An 18853-nucleotide genomic window follows, 5' to 3' on the forward strand; every position below is an offset into this window, starting at 1 on the left:
CGACAGCACAGAGGGAACGGTCATGCTGCAGGCAACCCATTTTCACCCCGCTCTAGAAATCGCCAACACGGCGCTTCTCGGCTCCGAGCCGAACTGCTTGCAGGCGCTTTTCAGAAAGCAGCCGGTCGAACATCTGGCCGCCGGCCAGTCACTGTTCTTCGAGGGCGACGTCGCCAAACACCTCTTTGAAGTGGTTGAGGGGAACCTGCGCGTCTTCAGGATCATCTCCGATGGCCGCCGGGTCATCACCGGTTTCCTCCATGCCGGCGACATCGTCGGCGTATCGTTGAAGAACCACTATCTCTACAGCGCCGAGGCAGTCACCGATACCAAGGTTCGCCGCTTCTCACGCAAGGCTTTCGAGGCCGAAGTCAGCAACTCCCCGGAGCTGCGGCCGGAGGTCTTCACCCGGCTTCGCGACGAGATGGCCGCCGCCCAGGATCAGATGGTGCTCCTGTCCTGCAAGGATGCCGAGGAGCGCCTCTGCAGTTTCCTGTTGAAGCAGCTTCGCCGTGACCCGGGTCATTGCCGATCCAATGCCATCGTCGAGCTGCCGATGACTCGGCTCGACATAGCCGACTATCTCGGCCTGACGATCGAAACTGTGTCGCGAATGATGACGAAGCTGGCGAACAAGGGGATCCTGGTATCGGCCGGCCGTCATTGCGTGCGCATCATGAAATACGCGACACTCGTGCAGCTCTCCGGCGACGATGATGAATATGATGGCGACGAACGCGGCTTGATCGGTTACGCCGGAAGGCAGCGCCAATGATCCCGAAGTGACGAAAGCCAGAACGCCTAAAGCATGTCGCGCAAGAGTGTGCAGCGGTTTAGCGACAACGACATGCGGAAAAACAAAGACTTAAAGCGCGAAGAGCGAATCTGAAAGATCGCGATGCGCTTTAGTGGCGTGCTGCATGAATGAGGTTCACGCGACGCGCTTCAATGAAGCGGCATCGGGAGGTACAGCTTATATCCCCGTCGCAACTTCGGACGATAGCCACGCGCGGCGCCATCTGCGGACGTCGTTTGCCGTGACCAGGACCACGTCGCCGCCGGACCTCTTTGAACCAAGGCCGCTCGCCACGATTTCACAGAACGCGTCGACGTACTGAAGAAAGCGAACTTCAGTTGCGCGAGGTGGCGAGGCTATGGATAGCAGTGCGCGCCTGGAGACAACGACCGTTTTCATGCCTGCGCCGAAACGCACATCTATGCGCCCCGACTTATCTCGCGTATTCAGGCTTGCGGTGACGACATCGTGCTGCACTTTCATCTCCTTCGAGCAGAATCCTGCGTTGCATGAACCGCTGCCAGCCATTGATGCTCCCAGGTTCCTTCCAAGGTACGACATCGGTGCAATGACACTTTGACCTCGGTCAACTCGGCATCATTGCCGTGCGACAACTCTTGGAGCTTATGGCCATGACGGCGTATGCCGGTATGCATTCGCCTGTCAGCCGATGAATCAGCGGCCCGCCATTCGACGGTGGGCAACGTCCAAATAGCTATGTGGGACCTCGGTTACGAGTGGATGCCAACATTGATTTAGAACAAGGAAGGTCGCGCGGTTCGACATCATAACCATCCTGTTTTTGTCAAAGGATGCGACAATGTCCGACTGTCTGGTCGCCAAGTATGGCGACGCGCGGTTCCCGCGCTACACGAGCTACCCAACGGCGCCAGCCTTTTCAGCCACTGTGGGACCGGATGAATATGCGAGGGGACTCGCAAATATTGAAGAAGCCGGACCCGTCTCCGTCTATCTCCACGTCCCATACTGCCGCTCAATGTGCTGGTACTGCGGTTGTCACACGAGCATCACCCGACAGGATGGCCCGGTTCGCGAATACCTGGATGTCATGAGCCAGGAGATCGAGCTTGTATCCTTTGCGGCCGGTAACGAAGTCTCCGTAAAGAACGTTCATTTCGGCGGCGGCACTCCAACGATCATGAGGCCGCAGCAGTTTGCTGCAGTGATGGCAAAGCTGCGGAGTGCGTTCAGGTTTGAGGCGGATGCGAGCATCGCGGCTGAAATCGATCCACGGACATTGGCCGTTCCGATGATCGAAGCGCTGGGCGAAAGCGGTGTCGATCGCGTAAGCCTCGGCGTTCAGAGCTTTGACCCGATCGTGCAAGCCGCGATCAACCGAATGCAATCTTTCGAGCAGACGGAGATCGCGGTCAGCGGGCTACGCTCCGTGGGCATCTCTAGTATCAACTTCGATTTGATATACGGTCTTCCGAAACAGACCGTGCAATCCTGCATCGAAACCGTCAGACTGGCCGCGCAGCTGCGTCCGGAGCGTTTCGCCGTTTTCGGTTATGCTCACATACCGGCCTTCAAGAAGCACCAGCGCCTCATAGATGAAGCGTCGCTTCCGGATGCAAAACAGCGAAACGAGCAGGCCGAAGCCATCGCGGAAGAGCTTGTAAAGGCCGGATATGCGCGCATCGGGCTCGATCATTTTGCGCTGCCGGACGATCAACTCGCAGTCGCTGCGCGCAACGGCACGATGAGAAGGAATTTTCAAGGCTACACCACGGATGATTGCAATACGCTGATCGGCCTCGGTGCTTCGGCGATCGGGCGGCTGCCGACCGGTTATATCCAGAACCATGTGCCATTGGGTCTGTATCAAGAGCGGGTTGCTTCCGGCATCCTGCCGACAGCCAAGGGATATCTTCTGACCGAAGAGGACAAGCTTCGGGCCAAAATAATCGAGCGGCTTATGTGTGATTTCGAAGTCGATCTCGGACGATTGAGCAAGGAGTCGGGTTTTGACATCGAATTCCTCATCGAGCGAAACGAGCGGCTCAACGACCTCGTCGCCGATGGCGTCGCGACGATTTTCGGAGATCGGATTGTCGTGTCTCAGGACGCACGGTTCATGGTCCGCGCCGTTGCTGCGGCATTCGACTCATATTTCGGTTCGCACGGGCGCACGCACAGCAAGGCCGCTTGAGCGAGAAACCAGCCCTTGTTCGATGGTCCGCCTTCAGGACAGGAATGCCGTCGCGAGATGTATCCCGCTATCTCTTTGATCGAGAGCAAAGAGCCCATCGATCAGACAGCCTAGGTTCGGGTGAAAGGAGACCGTGATGACTGGTTCGCAGACCGGGCTATCGAGAGCAACATCCCTGATCGTCCTATTTGCAATCACCACTGCCAGACCGGTGTCCTGCAACGAATGGGCGTTGACCGCGCGGTTCCTGCCGCCATGGCAATCGCTCGCCAGCTTGTCCCTGCAGAGGTAATAGGATGAAGAACCCAATCCTGAACAGCTTCGAAGCACTCGAAAGCTGCTATGATCAGCTTATGTCATGGTGTGACGTGCTACAGGCAATCGCCGACTTTCTGCCTTGCCATATCGATGAAAGCCTCTGCTGCCGTATTTCAGGCGGTCTGATCCCGCTGTTGCTGACGACGCACCAGCTCGAAGAGCGCTCGATCTCGCCCGCACTCGGACTGATCATGGAGGTCGAAGAGCTGGCCGATGCAAGGGAACGCCGGTACGCCGGTCGTCTATTCGACCATGACGCGGCGCAGCACGTCGTCTTCACGCTGGAAACTCTGAGCGAGGGACGCTGCCGACTCTCCTGGGAAGCTGTAGGATATCAGCTGCGTTCGTTCTTCTGTTCGCTGCGCAGGCATATCAAGTCGGAACAGGAGATCATCAGGCTGCTTCAACGGGCAATGGAGGATGAACCGGTGTCGCGTTCGCCCAACGTGACTGCTCAGGCGGAAACGGCCTGAGCAGCGCGCTGAAAGACAATCACGAAGCAATTGCTGCGGGCTTGACGATGATGGTTCTTGTCGTGCGGCACGGCGCGCAAGCGGCGCCGTCCGCACCTGTCGTTCAATCACTGAGTGATCTGAGCCTGGGTGATCTGCGCGAGGTCGGCATCCAGCCTCTTGCGCACCATGTTCGGCACCTTGGCGATCTTGATCGGCTCAAGATTAGCCGGGTTGTCGCCGACCTGGATCAATGCAACCATGCCCATGCCCACGTGTGGCGTGCACTTCAACACATAAGCACCCGAAACGTCGAACTTTACCTGATACTGCTCGCTCGGCTTGGATTTGAACTCTGAAACGCCGTCGGGAATGAGCCCCTTGAACGTCTCGACATTGTGGCTCTTGTCCGTGGGAATGAACGTTACGGTGTCGCCGGGGGCAATCTTCAGAAAGCCGGGCTCGAACACCATCGCACCGTCGGTGCCCTTGTTCAGCATCTGAACCTGGTGGTCGGCAGCCATCAACGGTGCAGCCGAAGCGATCAGGGCTGCCGTTGCAACGATCAGACCGAATTTCAAACGCATTTGCATATCTCCTGTTCTACGAGATCTGATTTAGCCTCGCGAACATCTTTTAAGACATGCCGGACCCTGGTTCTTTGATGCTCGTCAAACGCGGGAGAAAGCACGCACTTCGCGCGTCGCGCCGGCGAAGATTCAAAATCGGAATGGTCACCCTGGATGTCACTTCGCGTCGAGAAGTTCGCGGACCCGCAACGCCAGCTCCTTTGCGGTATAGGGTTTGCGCAGCCATTGCGCGCCCGGAACCGTATCATTGCCTGCGAGACCCGGTTCGGAATATCCCGACGTGAAGAGCACGGCAATGTCCGGCCGCAATATGCGCACCTCTTTTGCGAGTTCGTCCCCCGTGATCCCGCCCGGCATCACGATGTCGGTAAAGAGGAGCGCGACGTCAGGATTTTCCTTCAGGAGACCGAGCGCGCGGTGACCGTTTTCGGCTTCACGCACCGTATAGCCCATCGACGCAAGCCTGGCGACGGCCACGCGGCGGACACGGGCGTCATCTTCGACGACCAGCACCACTTCGTCCCCTTGTGGCAGTTGGTTGTCACCGGAGCCATGGTCCGGTACCGGCTCTTGAGGCTTCGCGCCATTGATGGCGGGGAGATATATCCGGACTGTCGTGCCGCGCCCCACCTCGCTGTAGAGCTGGAGATGCCCGCCCGATTGCTTCACGAAACCATAGACCATGCTGAGCCCGAGACCTGTGCCCGAGCCAACTTCCTTCGTTGTAAAAAATGGCTCTATCGCGTGCTTCTTGACCTCCTCGGTCATACCGGAACCGGTATCCGTCATTGTGACGAGCACGAAGTTGCCGCTGCGCAGCTCCGGATACATTTTCGCATAGTCGGCATCGAGATGGACCCGCGAGATCGTCGTCGTGAGACTGCCGCCTTTGGGCATGGCGTCCCTTGCGTTCAAAGCGATGTTCAGAATGGCGTTCTGGAGCTGCGAGCTATCCACAAGGACATTCAGGCCTGATCCATCGATGACGGTCGACAACCTGATATCTTCGCCGAGCGTTCGCCGGAGCAGATCCGAAAAGCCACTTACAAGCTGACCAAGATCCGCGTGCTTTGAATTCAGCGGCTGCCGTCGGCCGAAAGCCAGCAGTTGAGCCGTAAGCACCGCTCCATCCGCCGCCGCGGCCTGAGCCTCTCCCAGAATTTCACGAAGGCTGCCGGGCGGCAGCTTATCCTCGATCATTTCGAGGTTGCCGCTGATGACGGTGAGGAGATTGTTGAAGTCATGCGCGATGCCTCCGGTCAACTGCCCGACGGCTTCCATCTTCTGCGACTGACGAAGATCTTCCTCGATTTTGTAACGACTTGTGAGATCGCGGATAAAACCGGTGAATATCCGCTCTCCGTTTGCCGTCGCCTCGCCGACGTGGAGTTCCATCGGAAATTGCGACCCATCAGCCCGTTTCCCGGTGACGATGCGCCCATAGCCGATGATGCGTTTCTCGTCCGTATCGAGATAATGATTGATGTAGCCATCGTGAGCATCGCGGTAAGGGTTCGGCATCAGATTGCTGACGTTGCGGCCGCAAATCTGGTCTGAAGACATTCCAAACAGCGTCTCGGCGGCCTTGCTGAAGGAAAGCACCACTCCCTTGTCATCGATCACCACCATGGCGTCCGGTACGGTGTCGAGGATCGAACTCAGGTGCGCTTCGCGGGATTTGACCACTTCTTGAGCTCGCCGCAACGCGCTGACGTCGCTGTTCGTCTGTATGACGGCAAGATCTCCATCCGGCAGATTGACCAGCACGCAGCGTGACGCGACATGAATGTCGTGCCCGCTCTTGTGACGATGAATGATTTCACCCTGCCAGGAGCCACGCGACTTCAGCTGGTCGCGGATGTTTTCCACCGGTTCGGGGAATTGCGTCGCCAGCAATTCGTGCACCTTCTCCCCGATAGCTTCTTCTCTTGCCCAGCCATACATGTTCTCGCAGCCGATGGACCAATGCGTGATGGTTCCGTCAAACCGATGGATCAGGATGTCAGCTCCGTCCAGCACGTGCACCATTGCATCCAGCTCGTGGGACGATACGGTTCTCGGCGATACGAGGCGGTGGGGCATGAACGTCGATCCTGCGGCTTCGTTGCATCAGTGCAAGCTGACCCTATGACAGGATTCCTCCAAAAAATCATCAGCGTCGCCGGACAACTGCGTGAGGCAGGTGAGATTGACGATTCGCAAATCATGCCTGCCCTCGGGAATGACGACGTTTCGCGATGCAAGCTTCGTGAGAGTGCGCGACACGGTTTCAATGGTCAAACCGAGATGGTCCGCAATGTCCTGCCGACTCATAGGGATGCGCAACATGCTTTGCCGCGCCTGAAGATTGCGGCGAGATGCAAGCTTAGCGATGAAACTGCACAGGCGCTCCTCGGCGTTCTTCTTCGATAGCAGCACCATCTGTTCATGTGCGGCAGCCGTCTCACGGCAGAGCAGGAAGATGTATGCGGTGTGAAGAGCATCCGACCGGGCGACTTCGTCGTCGAAGCTCTTCCGGGATACGCGGCGAATCTTGCATTCGGTAACTGCCTCCGCCGTGAAAAGGAAATCGCCTTGCAGCGATGCGCCGATGAGGTCGCCGGCGAATTGAAACGCGGTGATCACACGGCGACCGTCGCCGACGATGCGATAGAGGCGAACAACTCCCTCAACGAGCTGGAAAAGATGTTTCGCCTCGTCGCCCTCCCAACAGATGGCTCTGCCGGCGGGGACGAGTTCCGTCGCCGAGGTGAGGAAGAGCGCTGACAGAGATTGACCGGCGTGGATCGTCTCCTCCGTCATTTCGGCATGTTCGAACACCTGGTTTTTCTGCATCAGCATCGTCGTGTTCCTCGTTGTCGGTCGGCACATTGGAACGCCTCTGCGTCACAGCGGAATGATCGGACAGTGCTAACCGGTGAAAGTTTGTAACAGTTTGTAACCGCGACGGTTCGCCCCGTCTTGCTGTCCTCACGTTGATGTAGATCAAGGAGCAGTTCGCGGCTTCATGACAGTCCTGGCGAGAAAGCCGGCCGCGACGCGGTCGGCGGCGCACTGGGGACGACATCATGAATTACACAACGGAAACGATGGTGATCGCGGTCGCGGCGTTTCTAGCGCTGCTAGGAGCCGCATTCGCACATGATCATCTCTTTGCGGTCCATATGGGCATACTTTCTTTCTGCCTCGCCGTGGGGGCTGCCCTGCTGGTCAGGAACGTTGATTTTTCGCCGGCAGGCCAACGGCGGAAAGTCGATGTATCAGGCTATTTCGACGAGGTGATCCGGTATGGCCTGATCGCCACGGTATTCTGGGGCGTGGTCGGCTTCCTGGTTGGCGTCGTCATCGCGCTGCAACTGGCCTATCCCGACCTCAACATCGCGCCTTATCTCAATTTCGGAAGGCTGCGGCCTGTTCACACATCGGCGGTCATCTTCGCCTTTGGCGGCAACGCGCTGATCATGACGTCGTTCTACGTGGTGCAACGCACCTGTCGCGCCCGTCTTTTCGGCGGCAGCCTGGCCTGGTTCGTATTCTGGGGTTACCAGCTTTTCATCGTGATGGCTGCGACCGGATATGTTCTCGGAATCACCCAGGCCCGTGAATATGCCGAACCCGAGTGGTACGTCGACCTCTGGCTGACCATCGTCTGGGTCGCCTACCTCGCAGTATATCTTGGAACGATCCTGAAGCGCAAAGAGCCGCACATCTACGTGGCAAACTGGTTCTATCTCAGCTTCATCGTCACCATTGCGATGCTGCACGTGGTCAACAACCTGGCGGTTCCGGCCTCGTTTCTTGGCTCCAAAAGCTATTCCGCCTTCTCGGGCGTCCAGGACGCACTGACCCAATGGTGGTACGGCCACAACGCCGTCGGCTTTCTCCTCACCGCCGGCTTCCTGGGCATGATGTACTACTTCGTGCCGAAGCAGGCCAACCGACCCGTCTATTCATACCGGCTCTCGATCATCCACTTCTGGGCGTTGATCTTCATGTACATCTGGGCCGGCCCGCATCATCTGCACTACACGGCATTGCCCGACTGGGCCCAGACGCTCGGCATGGTTTTCTCGATAATGCTTTGGATGCCCTCCTGGGGCGGCATGATCAACGGTCTCATGACCCTTTCAGGCGCCTGGGACAAGATTCGCACCGATCCGATCATCCGTATGATGATCGTCGCCATCGCCTTTTACGGGATGTCGACCTTCGAAGGCCCGATGATGTCGGTGAAAACCGTCAATTCGCTCAGTCACTATACCGAATGGACGATCGGCCACGTGCATTCCGGCGCTCTCGGCTGGGTGGGAATGATCACCTTCGGTGCGATCTATTATCTCACGCCGAAGCTATGGGGACGCGAGCGTCTCTATAGCCCGCGGATGGTCAACTGGCACTTCTGGCTCGCAACCCTGGGGATCGTCATCTACGCCGCCGTGCTTTGGGTTGCCGGCATCCAGCAGGGGCTGATGTGGCGCGAGTACAATTCCCAGGGCTTCCTCGTCTATTCCTTCGCGGAGACGGTCGCGGCCATGTTCCCCTACTACGTGCTGCGCGCCGTGGGCGGAACGCTTTACCTGGCGGGTGGTCTCGTCATGGCCTGGAACGTGTTCATGACAATCCGTGGCCGCCTGCGCGACGAAGCTGCGATCCCAACCACTTTCGTGCCCCAAGCACAGCCTGCCGAATGAGGTGAGACATGGCATCGATACTAGATAAACATCAGATCCTCGAGAAGAACGCGACGCTTCTTCTCGTTGGCTCGCTGCTCGTCGTGAGCATCGGCGGCATCGTCGAAATCGCACCGCTGTTCTACTTGCAGAACACGATTGAAAAAGTGGAAGGCATGCGGCCGTATACGCCGCTCGAGCTGGCCGGACGAAACATATACATCCGCGAAGGCTGCTATCTCTGCCACAGCCAGATGATCAGGCCGTTCCGCGACGAGGTCGAACGTTACGGCCATTACTCGCTCGCGGCCGAGTCCATGTACGATCATCCTTTCCAGTGGGGATCCAAGCGAACCGGGCCGGATCTGGCCCGTGTCGGCGCACGCTATTCCAACGAATGGCATGTCCAGCATCTCGCGGATCCACGGGCAGTCGTGCCGGAGTCGATCATGCCAAGTTACGCCTTCCTCAAAGAACAGAGGGTGACGGTCAAGGACGTGGGAATGGACCTGAAGGCCAACGAGGATGTGGGCGTGCCTTATAACGACGACATGCTGGCGAACGCAGAGGCCGACATGAAGGCCCAAGCCGATCCGAACGCAGATACGACGGCGCTGCTCGCCCGCTATCCGAAGGCGAAGACCGGCGATTTCGACGGCGATCCTGCTGCGCTGACCGAAATGGATGCCTTGGTGTCCTACCTGCAGATGCTCGGAACGTTGGTCGATTTCTCGACCTACGACGATGCGACCGGCTACCGATGAGGTGATCCATGGAAACCTACACTGCAATGAGACACTTCGCCGACAGCTGGGGCCTCCTGGCAATGGCGGCATTCTTCGTCGGCGTCGTTGTGTTCACCCTTCGCCCAGGCAGCAAGCAGACGGCGAAAGAGGCCGCCGATATTCCCCTGAAGGAAGATTGAGATGTCGGAAAAACATATCGACGAATTTAGCGGCGTCGAAACGACCGGACATGAATGGGACGGCATCCGCGAACTCAACAATCCGATGCCCCGCTGGTGGGTATGGACCTTCTACGCCACAATTGTCTGGGCGTTGGGCTATGCAATCGCATATCCCGCGATCCCGATGATTACCGACGCCACGAAGGGCATGCTGGGCTTTTCCAGCCGCGCCGAGCTGCAGCAGAACCTGGATCAGGCCAAGGCATCGCAGACGACGCTTCATGATCTGATCGCCGCCAAGACGGTACACGAGATCGATTCCGATTCTGCCCTTCGCGAATTTGCGATCGCCGGCGGCGCATCTGCATTCAAGGTGAACTGCGCGACATGCCATGGCTCGGGAGCAAGCGGCGGCCCGGGATTTCCGAACCTCAACGACGACGACTGGCTGTGGGGCGGAGACCTGGATGCCATCCAGGCGACGATCGCGCATGGGATTCGTTTCGACGGGGATACGGACACTCATGCGTCCGAGATGCCGCCGTTTGCCGATGTTCTGGATCCCCTCCAAACAAGGCAGGTCGCGGCTTACGTCTGGGGACTGACCAATACACCGTCGGACCCCGGTCTCGCAGAGGCCGGAAAACAGGTCTTCGTCGATAACTGTGCCGCATGTCACGGTGACGACGCCAAAGGAAAAGCCGAAATGGGCGCGCCGGATCTCGCCGATGCGATCTGGCTGAAGGCACGCGGCGAGGATGCGATCATCCGTCAGGTGGCCGCTCCCAAGCATGGCGTCATGCCTGCCTGGGCAGGGCGTCTCGGCGATACGACGGTCAAGGAACTTACCATTTTCGTGCATTCGCTTGGCGGCGGGACGTGAGGAGAAAAGCCATGCCAGCTCACGGCAACAACCCGATCCTCGATCTCTATGGCACGCCGCGCGCCACCATACGATCGCGTGTGTCGGCGCGCGCCAAGGCCACGCCGCCGCCTTCCGATCAGGACGACCCGGCAAAGATCGGCAGTTCGATCGTCAGTTTGACCTGCCTCAAAGACCACGAGCAGACAAGCCGTTAGCTTTAGACTTGTCGAGGACGTCCCAGTGGTGGTGGTTCTCCCACAGCTCCTCCAGGCCACGCCCTCTCTCCAGGGCGTGGCCTTTTCCTTTCGCGGGAAGGCCTTGCCTCTTGATCTGCATCAAGGAACGGATGCGCGGCAGATGGGACAAGGGCGGGTGAAATCGGATAGGTCCCATGAACCTCTACACTGCACCAGATCCCGATAACATCGAGCGGCTCAATGTCGAGCCGGTCAATGCCCGTCGCAACCGGCAGCCTCTCTACGCACCTCGGAAGAAGGTTTTTCCCAAGCGTGCAGAGGGACGATTCCGTCGGTTCAAGTGGATCGTCATGCTGATTACGCTCGGCATCTACTATCTCGCGCCATGGATTCGCTGGGATCGCGGTCCCTACGCGCCCGACCAGGCAATCCTCATCGACCTTTCTTCACGGCGTTTCTTCTTTTTCTTCATCGAAATCTGGCCTCAGGAATTTTATTATGTAGCGGGTCTCCTCGTCATGGCGGGATTCGGACTGTTTCTCGTCACTTCCGCGGTTGGCCGCGCATGGTGCGGCTACGCTTGTCCGCAAACCGTCTGGGTTGATCTTTTTCTCGTCGTCGAACGTGCGATCGAAGGCGATCGAAACGCGCGAATGAAGCTTGATGCTGGTCCCATGAGCTTTGCCAAGCTGAGGAAGCGTGTCGTCAAACACTCGATCTGGTTGCTGATCGGCGTCGTCACGGGCGGAGCGTGGATCTTTTATTTTGCCGACGCGCCGAGCCTGTTTGTTTCGCTGTTCACCGGCCGCGCTCCAGCAGCCGCCTACACCACCGTCGCCATCCTTACCGCGACGACCTATGTGCTCGGCGGTCTCATGCGAGAGCAGGTGTGCACCTATATGTGCCCATGGCCACGCATCCAGGGTGCGATGCTCGACGAAAATTCTCTCGTCGTCACCTACAATGACTGGCGGGGCGAGCAGCGGTCGCGTCACGCCAAGAAGGCTCAGGTCAAGGGCCCGCCGGTCGGGGATTGCGTGGATTGCAATGCCTGCGTGGCGGTGTGTCCGATGGGAATCGACATTCGTGACGGACAGCAGATGGAGTGCATCACATGCGCACTCTGCATCGACGCCTGCGACGGTGTCATGGACAAGCTCGGAAAGCCTCGCGGCCTGATCGCCTACGCCACGCTGAGCGAATACTCGGGCAACATGTCGCTTGCCACGGACGAAGGACGAACGGCCGTTCAGCCATCCAGGGTTCGAAACGAGGATGGGACCTTCGTTCCGGCGATCCGGCACTTCAACTGGCGTATCATCTTTCGTCCGAGAACCGTGTTTTACGCAGTCGCCTGGGCGTCGGTCGGCGTGGCCATGCTCGTCCATCTCACCTTTCGGGAGCGCCTTGAACTCAACGTCATTCACGACCGAAACCCCCAATATGTTCTGGAAAGCGACGGCTCGCTGCGGAATGGCTACACGCTTCGTGTCCTCAACATGGTGCCGACGCCCCGGGATGTGAACATAAGTCTGGTCGGGCTGGAGGGGGCGACGATGCGCATTCCCGAGTTCGGCAAGGAAGACGCTCGCAGCTTTACAGTCCATGCCGAACCCGACGCGGCCACGACGCTCAGGGTCTTCGTTACGCGCAAGCCTACCGGAGCCGCGATCAATGAATTTCTGTTCGTTATCGAAGATACCGATCATGCCGATCGGGCAACCTACCGCGCGGCGTTCAATGCACCGGGAGACATCAAATGAAGACCTCCGCTCAAGGTTTTACAGGCTTGCACATGCTGCTTGCGACCTCGGCATTCTTTGGCGTGGTGATCGCGGTGAACGTCACCATGGCCTTCTATGCCTCCTCCAGCTGGAGCGGTCTGGTCGTGGAAAACACCTATGTCGCCAGTCAGGAGTTCAACCGCAAAGCGGCGGCGATGAAGGCAATGGCCGCTTCCGGCATCGAGGGCAACCTCTCCATAAAGGGGCACGAGATCCGCTACGACATTCACGACAAGAGCGGATCGCCTGCGATCGTCGACGACGTCGTTCTGAATTTCAAACGGCCCGTCGGAGACCACGAGGACTTCCTCCTTACGCTCAAGAAGGCAGCCGCGGGGCGGTTCGAAGCGGAACATGATCTAGCCGAAGGTGACTGGATCGTCGAGGCCATCTCGCGCAACGGCGGCGTGGTCGTCATGCATGAGGCAAAACGCATCGATAGCGCGGAGTTGGACCAATGACCTGCTGTACCATGGACGCGGAAAGCGTGCTTGCCCTCAGCACGACATCATTCAGTGCCGAAGAGGTCCGTCTTGCCAGTCAGCCGCTCGGCGAGGGATTGCGTCAGCTGGACCTGAGTGTTCCCGACGTTCACTGCGGTGGCTGCATTTCGGCCATAGAAAGGGCGCTGCTGACACTTCCCTTCGTCAAGACGGCGCGCGTCAATCTCACGGCTCGAAGGGTGACCTGCGTCTACCAGGAGGAGATCGAGACGCATGCCGCCGATCCGTCCGAGATCCTCGCAGCGATCAACTCGGCCGGATATCGCGCGCATCTCTTCACGCCTTCAGCTCCCGAGAACGACAAGACCAGAAATCAGCTTCTCCTCGCGATCGGCGTTTCCGGTTTTGCGGCCGCCAACATCATGTTGCTCTCCGTATCGGTCTGGTCGGGTGCAGATGCCGCGACGCGCGACATGTTTCATTGGATCTCGGCGATGATAGCAACGCCCGCGCTGGTTTATGCCGGGCGTTTCTTCTTCAAATCGGCCTGGAATGCGCTCCGCCACGGGCGCACCAACATGGACGTTCCCATCTCGCTCGCCGTGACGCTCTCCTATGCCGTTTCATTGTGGGAGACCATCCATCACGGCGAGCATGCGTGGTTCGACGCTTCGGTCTCGCTGCTCTTCTTCCTGCTGATCGGCAGAACTCTCGATCATGTCATGCGGGAAAAGGCTCGGGCGGCGATCAACGGACTCGCAAGACTGGCCCCGCGCGGAGCATTGCTGATCAATCCGGACGGGTCGCGACGCTACATTGCGGTAGAAGAGATCGCGGCGGGGGATGAAATCTCGATAGCCGCAGGCGAACGGGTTCCCGTCGATGGCATAGTTGTCAGCGGAGAAAGCGACGTGGACCTCTCCATCGTCACCGGCGAGAGCAGCCCCGTCACCGTCGCCAGCAACAGCGAAGTGAGTTCTGGGGCGATGAATCTGACTGGCTCGCTCGTGTTGCGGGCGACGAGAATTGCCAAGAATTCACTCCTCTCGGAGATCATCGGCCTCATGGAAGCCGCCGAGGGCGGAAGAGCTCGCTATCGCAGGATCGCCGATCGCGCTGCGACACTCTATTCTCCGGTCGTGCATCTGCTGGCGCTGGTCTCCTTCCTTGCCTGGGGCTTCCTGGGCGGAGACTGGAAACAGGCCATGCTGGTCGCCGTAGCGGTCCTGATCATCACCTGCCCATGCGCATTGGGTCTTGCCGTGCCCGTGGTCCAGGTCGTCGCCGCGGGGGAGCTTTTCCGGAAGGGCATCATGGTGAAGGACGGCTCAGCACTCGAAAGACTGGCCGAGACCGACACCGTGGCCTTTGACAAGACGGGCACCTTGACGATGGGCAGTTCGCGCCTTGTCAGAGTGGACGCCATGGACGAGAGCGCCACCGCAATCGCCCGTGGATTGGCAGCGCATTCACGGCATCCTCTTTCTCGGGCTCTGGTGCGGGACACCGAAACTGCCCCCCTCTCCTTCGACAGGGTCACGGAAATCCCCGGCGGGGGACTGGAAGCCAGGAACGAAGCGGATATCTATCGCTTGGGCAACGCGGCGTTTGCCTGCGGAACCAGCTTCGTGCCCCGCACCGCCGACAGTCCGTTCTCGGAAGTGGTCCTGTCGAAGAATGGCGTCGATCTTGCCCGCTTCTTCTTCGATGACACGCTTCGTCCGGGTGCGTGCGAGGCCATCGACCGGCTCGATGCAGCCGGCCTTGAAACGCTGATCTTGTCGGGCGACAGGCAGACCGTCGTCGACAATACCGCGCATGCCCTGGGTATCGACAGGGCTTTGGGCTCTCTGACGCCGAAACAGAAGGTCGAGGAATGCCAGAGGCTGAATGGCGAAGGTCGTCGCGTGCTCATGGTTGGCGACGGGATCAACGACGCCCCGGCGCTCGCTGCCGCGCATGTCTCGATGGCGCCCGCCACGGCCTCCGATATCGGCAGACAGGCGGCCGACCTCGTCTTCTTCAACGATCGCCTTGACGCTGTTCCGGAAGCGATCGCCGTTGCGCGACGATCCGCCAGCCTCATCCGGCAGAACTTCGCTCTCGCCATTGGTTACAACGTTCTGGCGGTGCCGATCGCCATCGCCGGATTGGCGACGCCGCTGATAGCGGCGGTGGCAATGTCGACATCTTCGATCATCGTCGTGACCAACGCACTGCGGCTGAACGCCCTCAGCAAGCGTCCGGATATGTACACTCGAGGAGGGATCGGCAGGAGTGCGGAGGTCAAAGCCGCATGAACATGTTGATCTATCTCATACCGATCGCGTTGCTGATGGGAGGAATAGGACTCCTGGCATTCCTTTGGTCGCTGAAGAGCGGCCAGTATGACGACCTTCAAGGCGCCGCCTGGCGAATCCTCGCCGAGGACGAAACCGATCAACGAGAACCCTGACCGCACACTGGGTCCAAACACGAAAGGAAGATGGATGCTTGCGAAAAATTCTGTACTTCTGCAGTCTGACCTGTTTGCTGGTTTGGATCAGGCGACTGTGGAGCAATTCACCGAAACGGCTGAGTTTCGAGCCTTCGCCGCTGACGAGAAGATCATAGCCGAGGGCCAGCAGGCGTCGTTCGTCTACTGCGTCATAAACGGTTTTGTCCGACTTTCAAAATCGGAATCCGCCGGGCGCGAGGCGGATATCTGCGTGTGCGAGCCGGGCGACACCTTTGGAGAGTATCTACTCGCGGGGGGCGGCTCCTATGCTTATAGCGCGCGGTCCGCCGACGGAGCCGAGGTCGCGCTGTTTGCGCTCGCGGAGTTGCTGGCGTTCGCCGACCAACATCCGATCGTACACCGCAACGTCATGCGCATCATGGTCAGGCACCTGCTCGGCGCGATGGATTGTATTGCGGGAGACCGGTTGCTCACAGCCGCGCAACGGGTGGCCAACTACCTTATGAGCCGCTGCCCCGCCTCGGCGACCACCTCGCGGGTCACGTTCCGCCTTCCTTACCGGAAGCGAATCCTGGCCGGCAAACTGGGACTGGCGCCGGAAGCCCTTTCCCGCGCGTTTGCGGCGCTCGCCCCTTCGGGGGTCGAAGTCAGAGGCAAGGTCGTCCTCGTCGATAGCGTCGACTTGCTGCGGGAGGCATGCTGAACCGACAAAACGGGATCGGCAAAGTGTCGCAATTGACCAGCGTGAATGTGCCGATCCCCCAGCCGATAGCGAACACGGCAGGCAATTGCAGGCGCTTGCCAGAGAACTCGGTATCGCGACGGAGGGACCGACGCAATGACACGCAAGCAGAAGCGCCTGGTGGTGATCGCAGGCGGCATGGGCTTCATTGCAGCCGCCGTGCTGTTGGTGATGTTCGCCTTCAGCCAGTCGGTCGCCTATTTCTACATGCCGGCCGATCTGGCTAAGACGCCGGTAGCGCCGGAAACCCGCATTCGCCTCGGCGGCCTGGTTGGCGAGGGCAGCGTCGTGCGCGACACCGGTTCGACGGTGGAATTTGCCGTCACCGACGGCAGCGCCAATGCCGTAATGGTCAAATATACCGGCATCCTGCCCGATCTCTTCCGCGAAGGGCAAGGCGTCGTCACCGAGGGCATGTTTGCCACAGGCACCAACGTCTTCATCGCCGATACCGTGCTTGCCAAGCATGACGAGACCTACTTGCCGAAGGATGTGGCCGACAGGCTCAAAGCCCAGGGGCTATGGAAGGAGGGCCAGGAGGCAAAGGCGACGCCATGATCATCGAGATCGGCCATTATGCGCTGGTGCCGGCGCTCGTGACATCGATCATCCACTCCATCGTGCCGGTGACCGGCGCGCGCAGGCGCGATCAGGCGATGATGGATGTGGCGAGCAAACCGACCGGCAGCAAGCTGACGGCCGATGAACAGGCGAAGCTGAGCGAGTTGCTTCGCGAAGATCGCATTATTTGACGGAGATCAATGGCGGCTCGACGAGGTCGCTCTATGGTCGTCCCAGCAACAATTCCTATAGCGAGGCAGGACAATGCAGGCGAAGGACATAATGACCACTAACGTGGTGTCAATCGGTCCAGCGGTCGGTATACGCCACGCCGTCGCTGTCATGATGCAAAACAACGTCAGCGGCCTTCCTGTCATTGACGACGAAGGCCGCGTCTGCGGAATGCTTACAGAGGGCGACCTGCTGCTGCGGAAAGAGATCCGGTTCGCTCCCCGAGCTGCCCGCGCACCCGAAATCATATCCGAGATCGATCTTGAGCGATATATTTCCAGCAATGGCTGGTGTGTCGCCGATGTCATGTCTCAAGATGTGATCGTGGCGAGCCCCGACAGCGAGGTATCGGATATCGCCGAAAGCCTCCAGGCGCACCGGATCAAGCGGCTGCCGATCGTCGAGGACGGGCGCCTTGTCGGGATTGTCAGCCGCAGAGACATTCTCGGGCTGATCATCGATGCTCAGACGCCGCCGCTGCCAAAAGAAGATGAATCGATCAGGCTGGCGGTCCGAACGCGCCTGAGGTCGGACTTGGGGATAACGCCCCAGAAGGTCCAGGTGACCGTCAAGAACGGCCAGGTGACACTCGATGGCAACGTCGAGTCGGAGCTGAAGCAAAAGGCTGTTCGCACTCTGGTCGAAAGCCTGGGTGTCGGCGCCTATCGCGACCGGCTCCAGATCGCTCGGCTGACCGGGACCGAGGTGGGCTGAGACAGCGCCTCATGCTGTTTAAAGCGCCCAGCAATATCCGCACATCCGCGGACACCAATTCCGGATATCGGAGCATATGCGGCGATAAAGCATCTTATGGAGACCCGCTGGTGTTCGGCCCGCTTCTCGCAAAGATTTAGTGAAATCGCTGCTTGCCTCAACCAGACAATCTCGCAGATTTTGGACACCAGAAATTCTCAGCTTGCGGCACTGCTGCCCGCGCCTAAGGCGCGGCTTCGGCTGGCGCCCGTTGGCGAGGGTGAATTTGACGCGAGGAGGCTCGCTCGGTGTTGCGCCCCAAAACCGAGCGAGCCTCTGTCAAGTTTCCCCCCTTGACACGGGAAAAACCCGACCCGCCAAACCGACATACTCAATTGGCGAGGCCGTTTCTTTGATGGAGGTCAAACACGGCTGGAAGAGGCAGCGCTCATTCGGCGGCGATGATCTCTTCCAAAACGGGCAGAATATCCATCGTGAGGCTTTTCTCGTCGATCAGTCCCACATGTCTCAAGGGGATTCGTCCCGTGCGATCGATAATAAATGTTTCCGGGACGCCGCAGACTCCCCAGTCGATCGAGCTTCTTCCGTGGTGTCGATTCCGATTGCCGCGAACGGATTGCCGTTTCCCCACAGCGATTGGATCGGGAGAACACGACCAAGCGCTCCCTCGTGTATGGCTATCCTCAGCCGGCGGCTAAGGACGGAAGCCTTTTCAGCCATCTCGTGACTGGTCCGATGCGCTCGCCAGCTGGTGCTCAGCTTTCACCCAACTTGATCAGGATCAATTACGCTGCAACCCCCACAATGTATTGCTCCGATCACACAGGGGAGCGTGCACATGGATTTCGAAGCGTATTTTAAAAGCGAGCTGGACGGGCTTCACACCGAGGGCCGTTACCGCGTTTTTGCCGATCTCGAACGTCACCGCGGCAATTTTCCGCGCGCGACGCGT

20 protein-coding genes are annotated in these 18853 nt (G+C 59.1%); 16 read left to right on the plus strand and 4 right to left on the minus strand.

Features of this window, described 5'->3' with window-relative positions; genetic code table 11:
- The first annotated feature begins 22 nt into the window (after window positions 1-22).
- Window positions 23-775, plus strand: coding sequence for a Crp/Fnr family transcriptional regulator (locus OLZ32_RS37545; RefSeq protein ID WP_003549648.1), 753 nt, complete (start codon window positions 23-25; stop codon window positions 773-775).
- Between the two features lie 198 nt (window positions 776-973).
- Here the strand turns inward: OLZ32_RS37545 and OLZ32_RS39300 are convergent, their stop codons facing one another.
- Window positions 974-1324 carry a hypothetical protein gene (locus OLZ32_RS39300; RefSeq protein WP_319641157.1) on the minus strand — a complete coding sequence of 117 codons (351 nt, stop codon included), beginning with the start codon at window positions 1322-1324 and terminating at the stop codon, window positions 974-976.
- A 292-nt stretch (window positions 1325-1616) separates the two neighbouring features.
- On the opposite strand from OLZ32_RS39300, the gene hemN reads away from it, so the two are divergent.
- A complete protein-coding gene (gene hemN, locus OLZ32_RS37550) occupies window positions 1617-2969 on the plus strand; it encodes an oxygen-independent coproporphyrinogen III oxidase (RefSeq protein ID WP_264399904.1) in 1353 nt (450 codons plus the stop codon).
- A gap of 296 nt (window positions 2970-3265) precedes the next feature.
- Window positions 3266-3760: a hemerythrin domain-containing protein gene (locus OLZ32_RS37555; protein WP_003549653.1), complete on the plus strand. Its 495-nt coding sequence runs from the start codon at window positions 3266-3268 to the stop codon at window positions 3758-3760.
- A 107-nt stretch (window positions 3761-3867) separates the two neighbouring features.
- On the opposite strand, the gene OLZ32_RS37560 is transcribed toward OLZ32_RS37555, so the two are convergent.
- The 3 genes from OLZ32_RS37560 to OLZ32_RS37570 all read right to left on the minus strand — a co-directional run bounded on the left by OLZ32_RS37560 (window position 3868) and on the right by OLZ32_RS37570 (window position 7170).
- On the minus strand, window positions 3868-4326 hold the full coding sequence (locus OLZ32_RS37560) for a pseudoazurin (RefSeq protein WP_003549655.1): 459 nt from the start codon (window positions 4324-4326) through the stop codon (window positions 3868-3870).
- A 159-nt stretch (window positions 4327-4485) separates the two neighbouring features.
- Window positions 4486-6411: a hybrid sensor histidine kinase/response regulator gene (locus tag OLZ32_RS37565; RefSeq protein ID WP_264399903.1), complete on the minus strand. Its 1926-nt coding sequence runs from the start codon at window positions 6409-6411 to the stop codon at window positions 4486-4488.
- A gap of 27 nt (window positions 6412-6438) precedes the next feature.
- Entirely contained in the window at window positions 6439-7170 is a 732-nt protein-coding gene (locus OLZ32_RS37570) for a Crp/Fnr family transcriptional regulator (protein ID WP_264399902.1), read from the minus strand.
- A gap of 227 nt (window positions 7171-7397) precedes the next feature.
- Between OLZ32_RS37570 and ccoN the strand changes: the two genes are divergently transcribed.
- The 13 genes from ccoN (at window position 7398) to OLZ32_RS37640 (ending at window position 17901) form a co-directional block, all read left to right on the plus strand.
- The gene (ccoN, locus tag OLZ32_RS37575) at window positions 7398-9020 is read left to right on the plus strand and encodes a cytochrome-c oxidase, cbb3-type subunit I (RefSeq protein ID WP_264399901.1); all 1623 of its coding nucleotides are present in this window, start codon (window positions 7398-7400) and stop codon (window positions 9018-9020) included.
- Window positions 9021-9028: 8 nt separating this feature from the next.
- Window positions 9029-9763, plus strand: coding sequence for a cytochrome-c oxidase, cbb3-type subunit II (ccoO, locus tag OLZ32_RS37580; RefSeq protein WP_003549661.1), 735 nt, complete (start codon window positions 9029-9031; stop codon window positions 9761-9763).
- Between the two features lie 8 nt (window positions 9764-9771).
- Entirely contained in the window at window positions 9772-9924 is a 153-nt protein-coding gene (locus OLZ32_RS37585; protein WP_003549664.1) for a CcoQ/FixQ family Cbb3-type cytochrome c oxidase assembly chaperone, read from the plus strand.
- A gap of 1 nt (window position 9925) precedes the next feature.
- Window positions 9926-10789 carry a cytochrome-c oxidase, cbb3-type subunit III gene (gene ccoP, locus OLZ32_RS37590; RefSeq protein ID WP_017991519.1) on the plus strand — a complete coding sequence of 288 codons (864 nt, stop codon included), beginning with the start codon at window positions 9926-9928 and terminating at the stop codon, window positions 10787-10789.
- Window positions 10790-10800: 11 nt separating this feature from the next.
- Entirely contained in the window at window positions 10801-10986 is a 186-nt protein-coding gene (locus OLZ32_RS37595; protein ID WP_003549668.1) for a hypothetical protein, read from the plus strand.
- Between the two features lie 176 nt (window positions 10987-11162).
- A complete protein-coding gene (gene ccoG, locus OLZ32_RS37600) occupies window positions 11163-12731 on the plus strand; it encodes a cytochrome c oxidase accessory protein CcoG (RefSeq protein WP_017991518.1) in 1569 nt (522 codons plus the stop codon).
- Entirely contained in the window at window positions 12728-13213 is a 486-nt protein-coding gene (locus OLZ32_RS37605; RefSeq protein WP_264399900.1) for a FixH family protein, read from the plus strand. Before ccoG ends, OLZ32_RS37605 begins: the two co-directional genes overlap by 4 nt.
- Window positions 13210-15495, plus strand: a complete 2286-nt coding sequence (locus tag OLZ32_RS37610; RefSeq protein WP_264399899.1) for a cation-translocating P-type ATPase — start codon at window positions 13210-13212, stop codon at window positions 15493-15495. The genes OLZ32_RS37605 and OLZ32_RS37610 overlap by 4 nt, the downstream gene beginning before the upstream one ends.
- Window positions 15492-15650 carry a cbb3-type cytochrome oxidase assembly protein CcoS gene (ccoS, locus tag OLZ32_RS37615; RefSeq protein WP_003549679.1) on the plus strand — a complete coding sequence of 53 codons (159 nt, stop codon included), beginning with the start codon at window positions 15492-15494 and terminating at the stop codon, window positions 15648-15650. Before OLZ32_RS37610 ends, ccoS begins: the two co-directional genes overlap by 4 nt.
- 34 nt (window positions 15651-15684) lie before the next feature.
- Window positions 15685-16356: a Crp/Fnr family transcriptional regulator gene (locus OLZ32_RS37620; RefSeq protein WP_264399898.1), complete on the plus strand. Its 672-nt coding sequence runs from the start codon at window positions 15685-15687 to the stop codon at window positions 16354-16356.
- Between the two features lie 135 nt (window positions 16357-16491).
- On the plus strand, window positions 16492-16953 hold the full coding sequence (gene ccmE, locus OLZ32_RS37630) for a cytochrome c maturation protein CcmE (RefSeq protein WP_017992271.1): 462 nt from the start codon (window positions 16492-16494) through the stop codon (window positions 16951-16953).
- Window positions 16950-17147: a hypothetical protein gene (locus OLZ32_RS37635; protein ID WP_264399908.1), complete on the plus strand. Its 198-nt coding sequence runs from the start codon at window positions 16950-16952 to the stop codon at window positions 17145-17147. The genes ccmE and OLZ32_RS37635 overlap by 4 nt, the downstream gene beginning before the upstream one ends.
- Before the next feature lie 73 nt (window positions 17148-17220).
- The gene (locus OLZ32_RS37640) at window positions 17221-17901 is read left to right on the plus strand and encodes a CBS domain-containing protein (protein WP_003549128.1); all 681 of its coding nucleotides are present in this window, start codon (window positions 17221-17223) and stop codon (window positions 17899-17901) included.
- Window positions 17902-18853: the final 952 nt, after the last annotated feature.

Origin of the sequence: Rhizobium acaciae (assembly GCF_025941625.1) — a bacterium.
Taxonomy (GTDB): domain Bacteria; phylum Pseudomonadota; class Alphaproteobacteria; order Rhizobiales; family Rhizobiaceae; genus Rhizobium; species Rhizobium acaciae.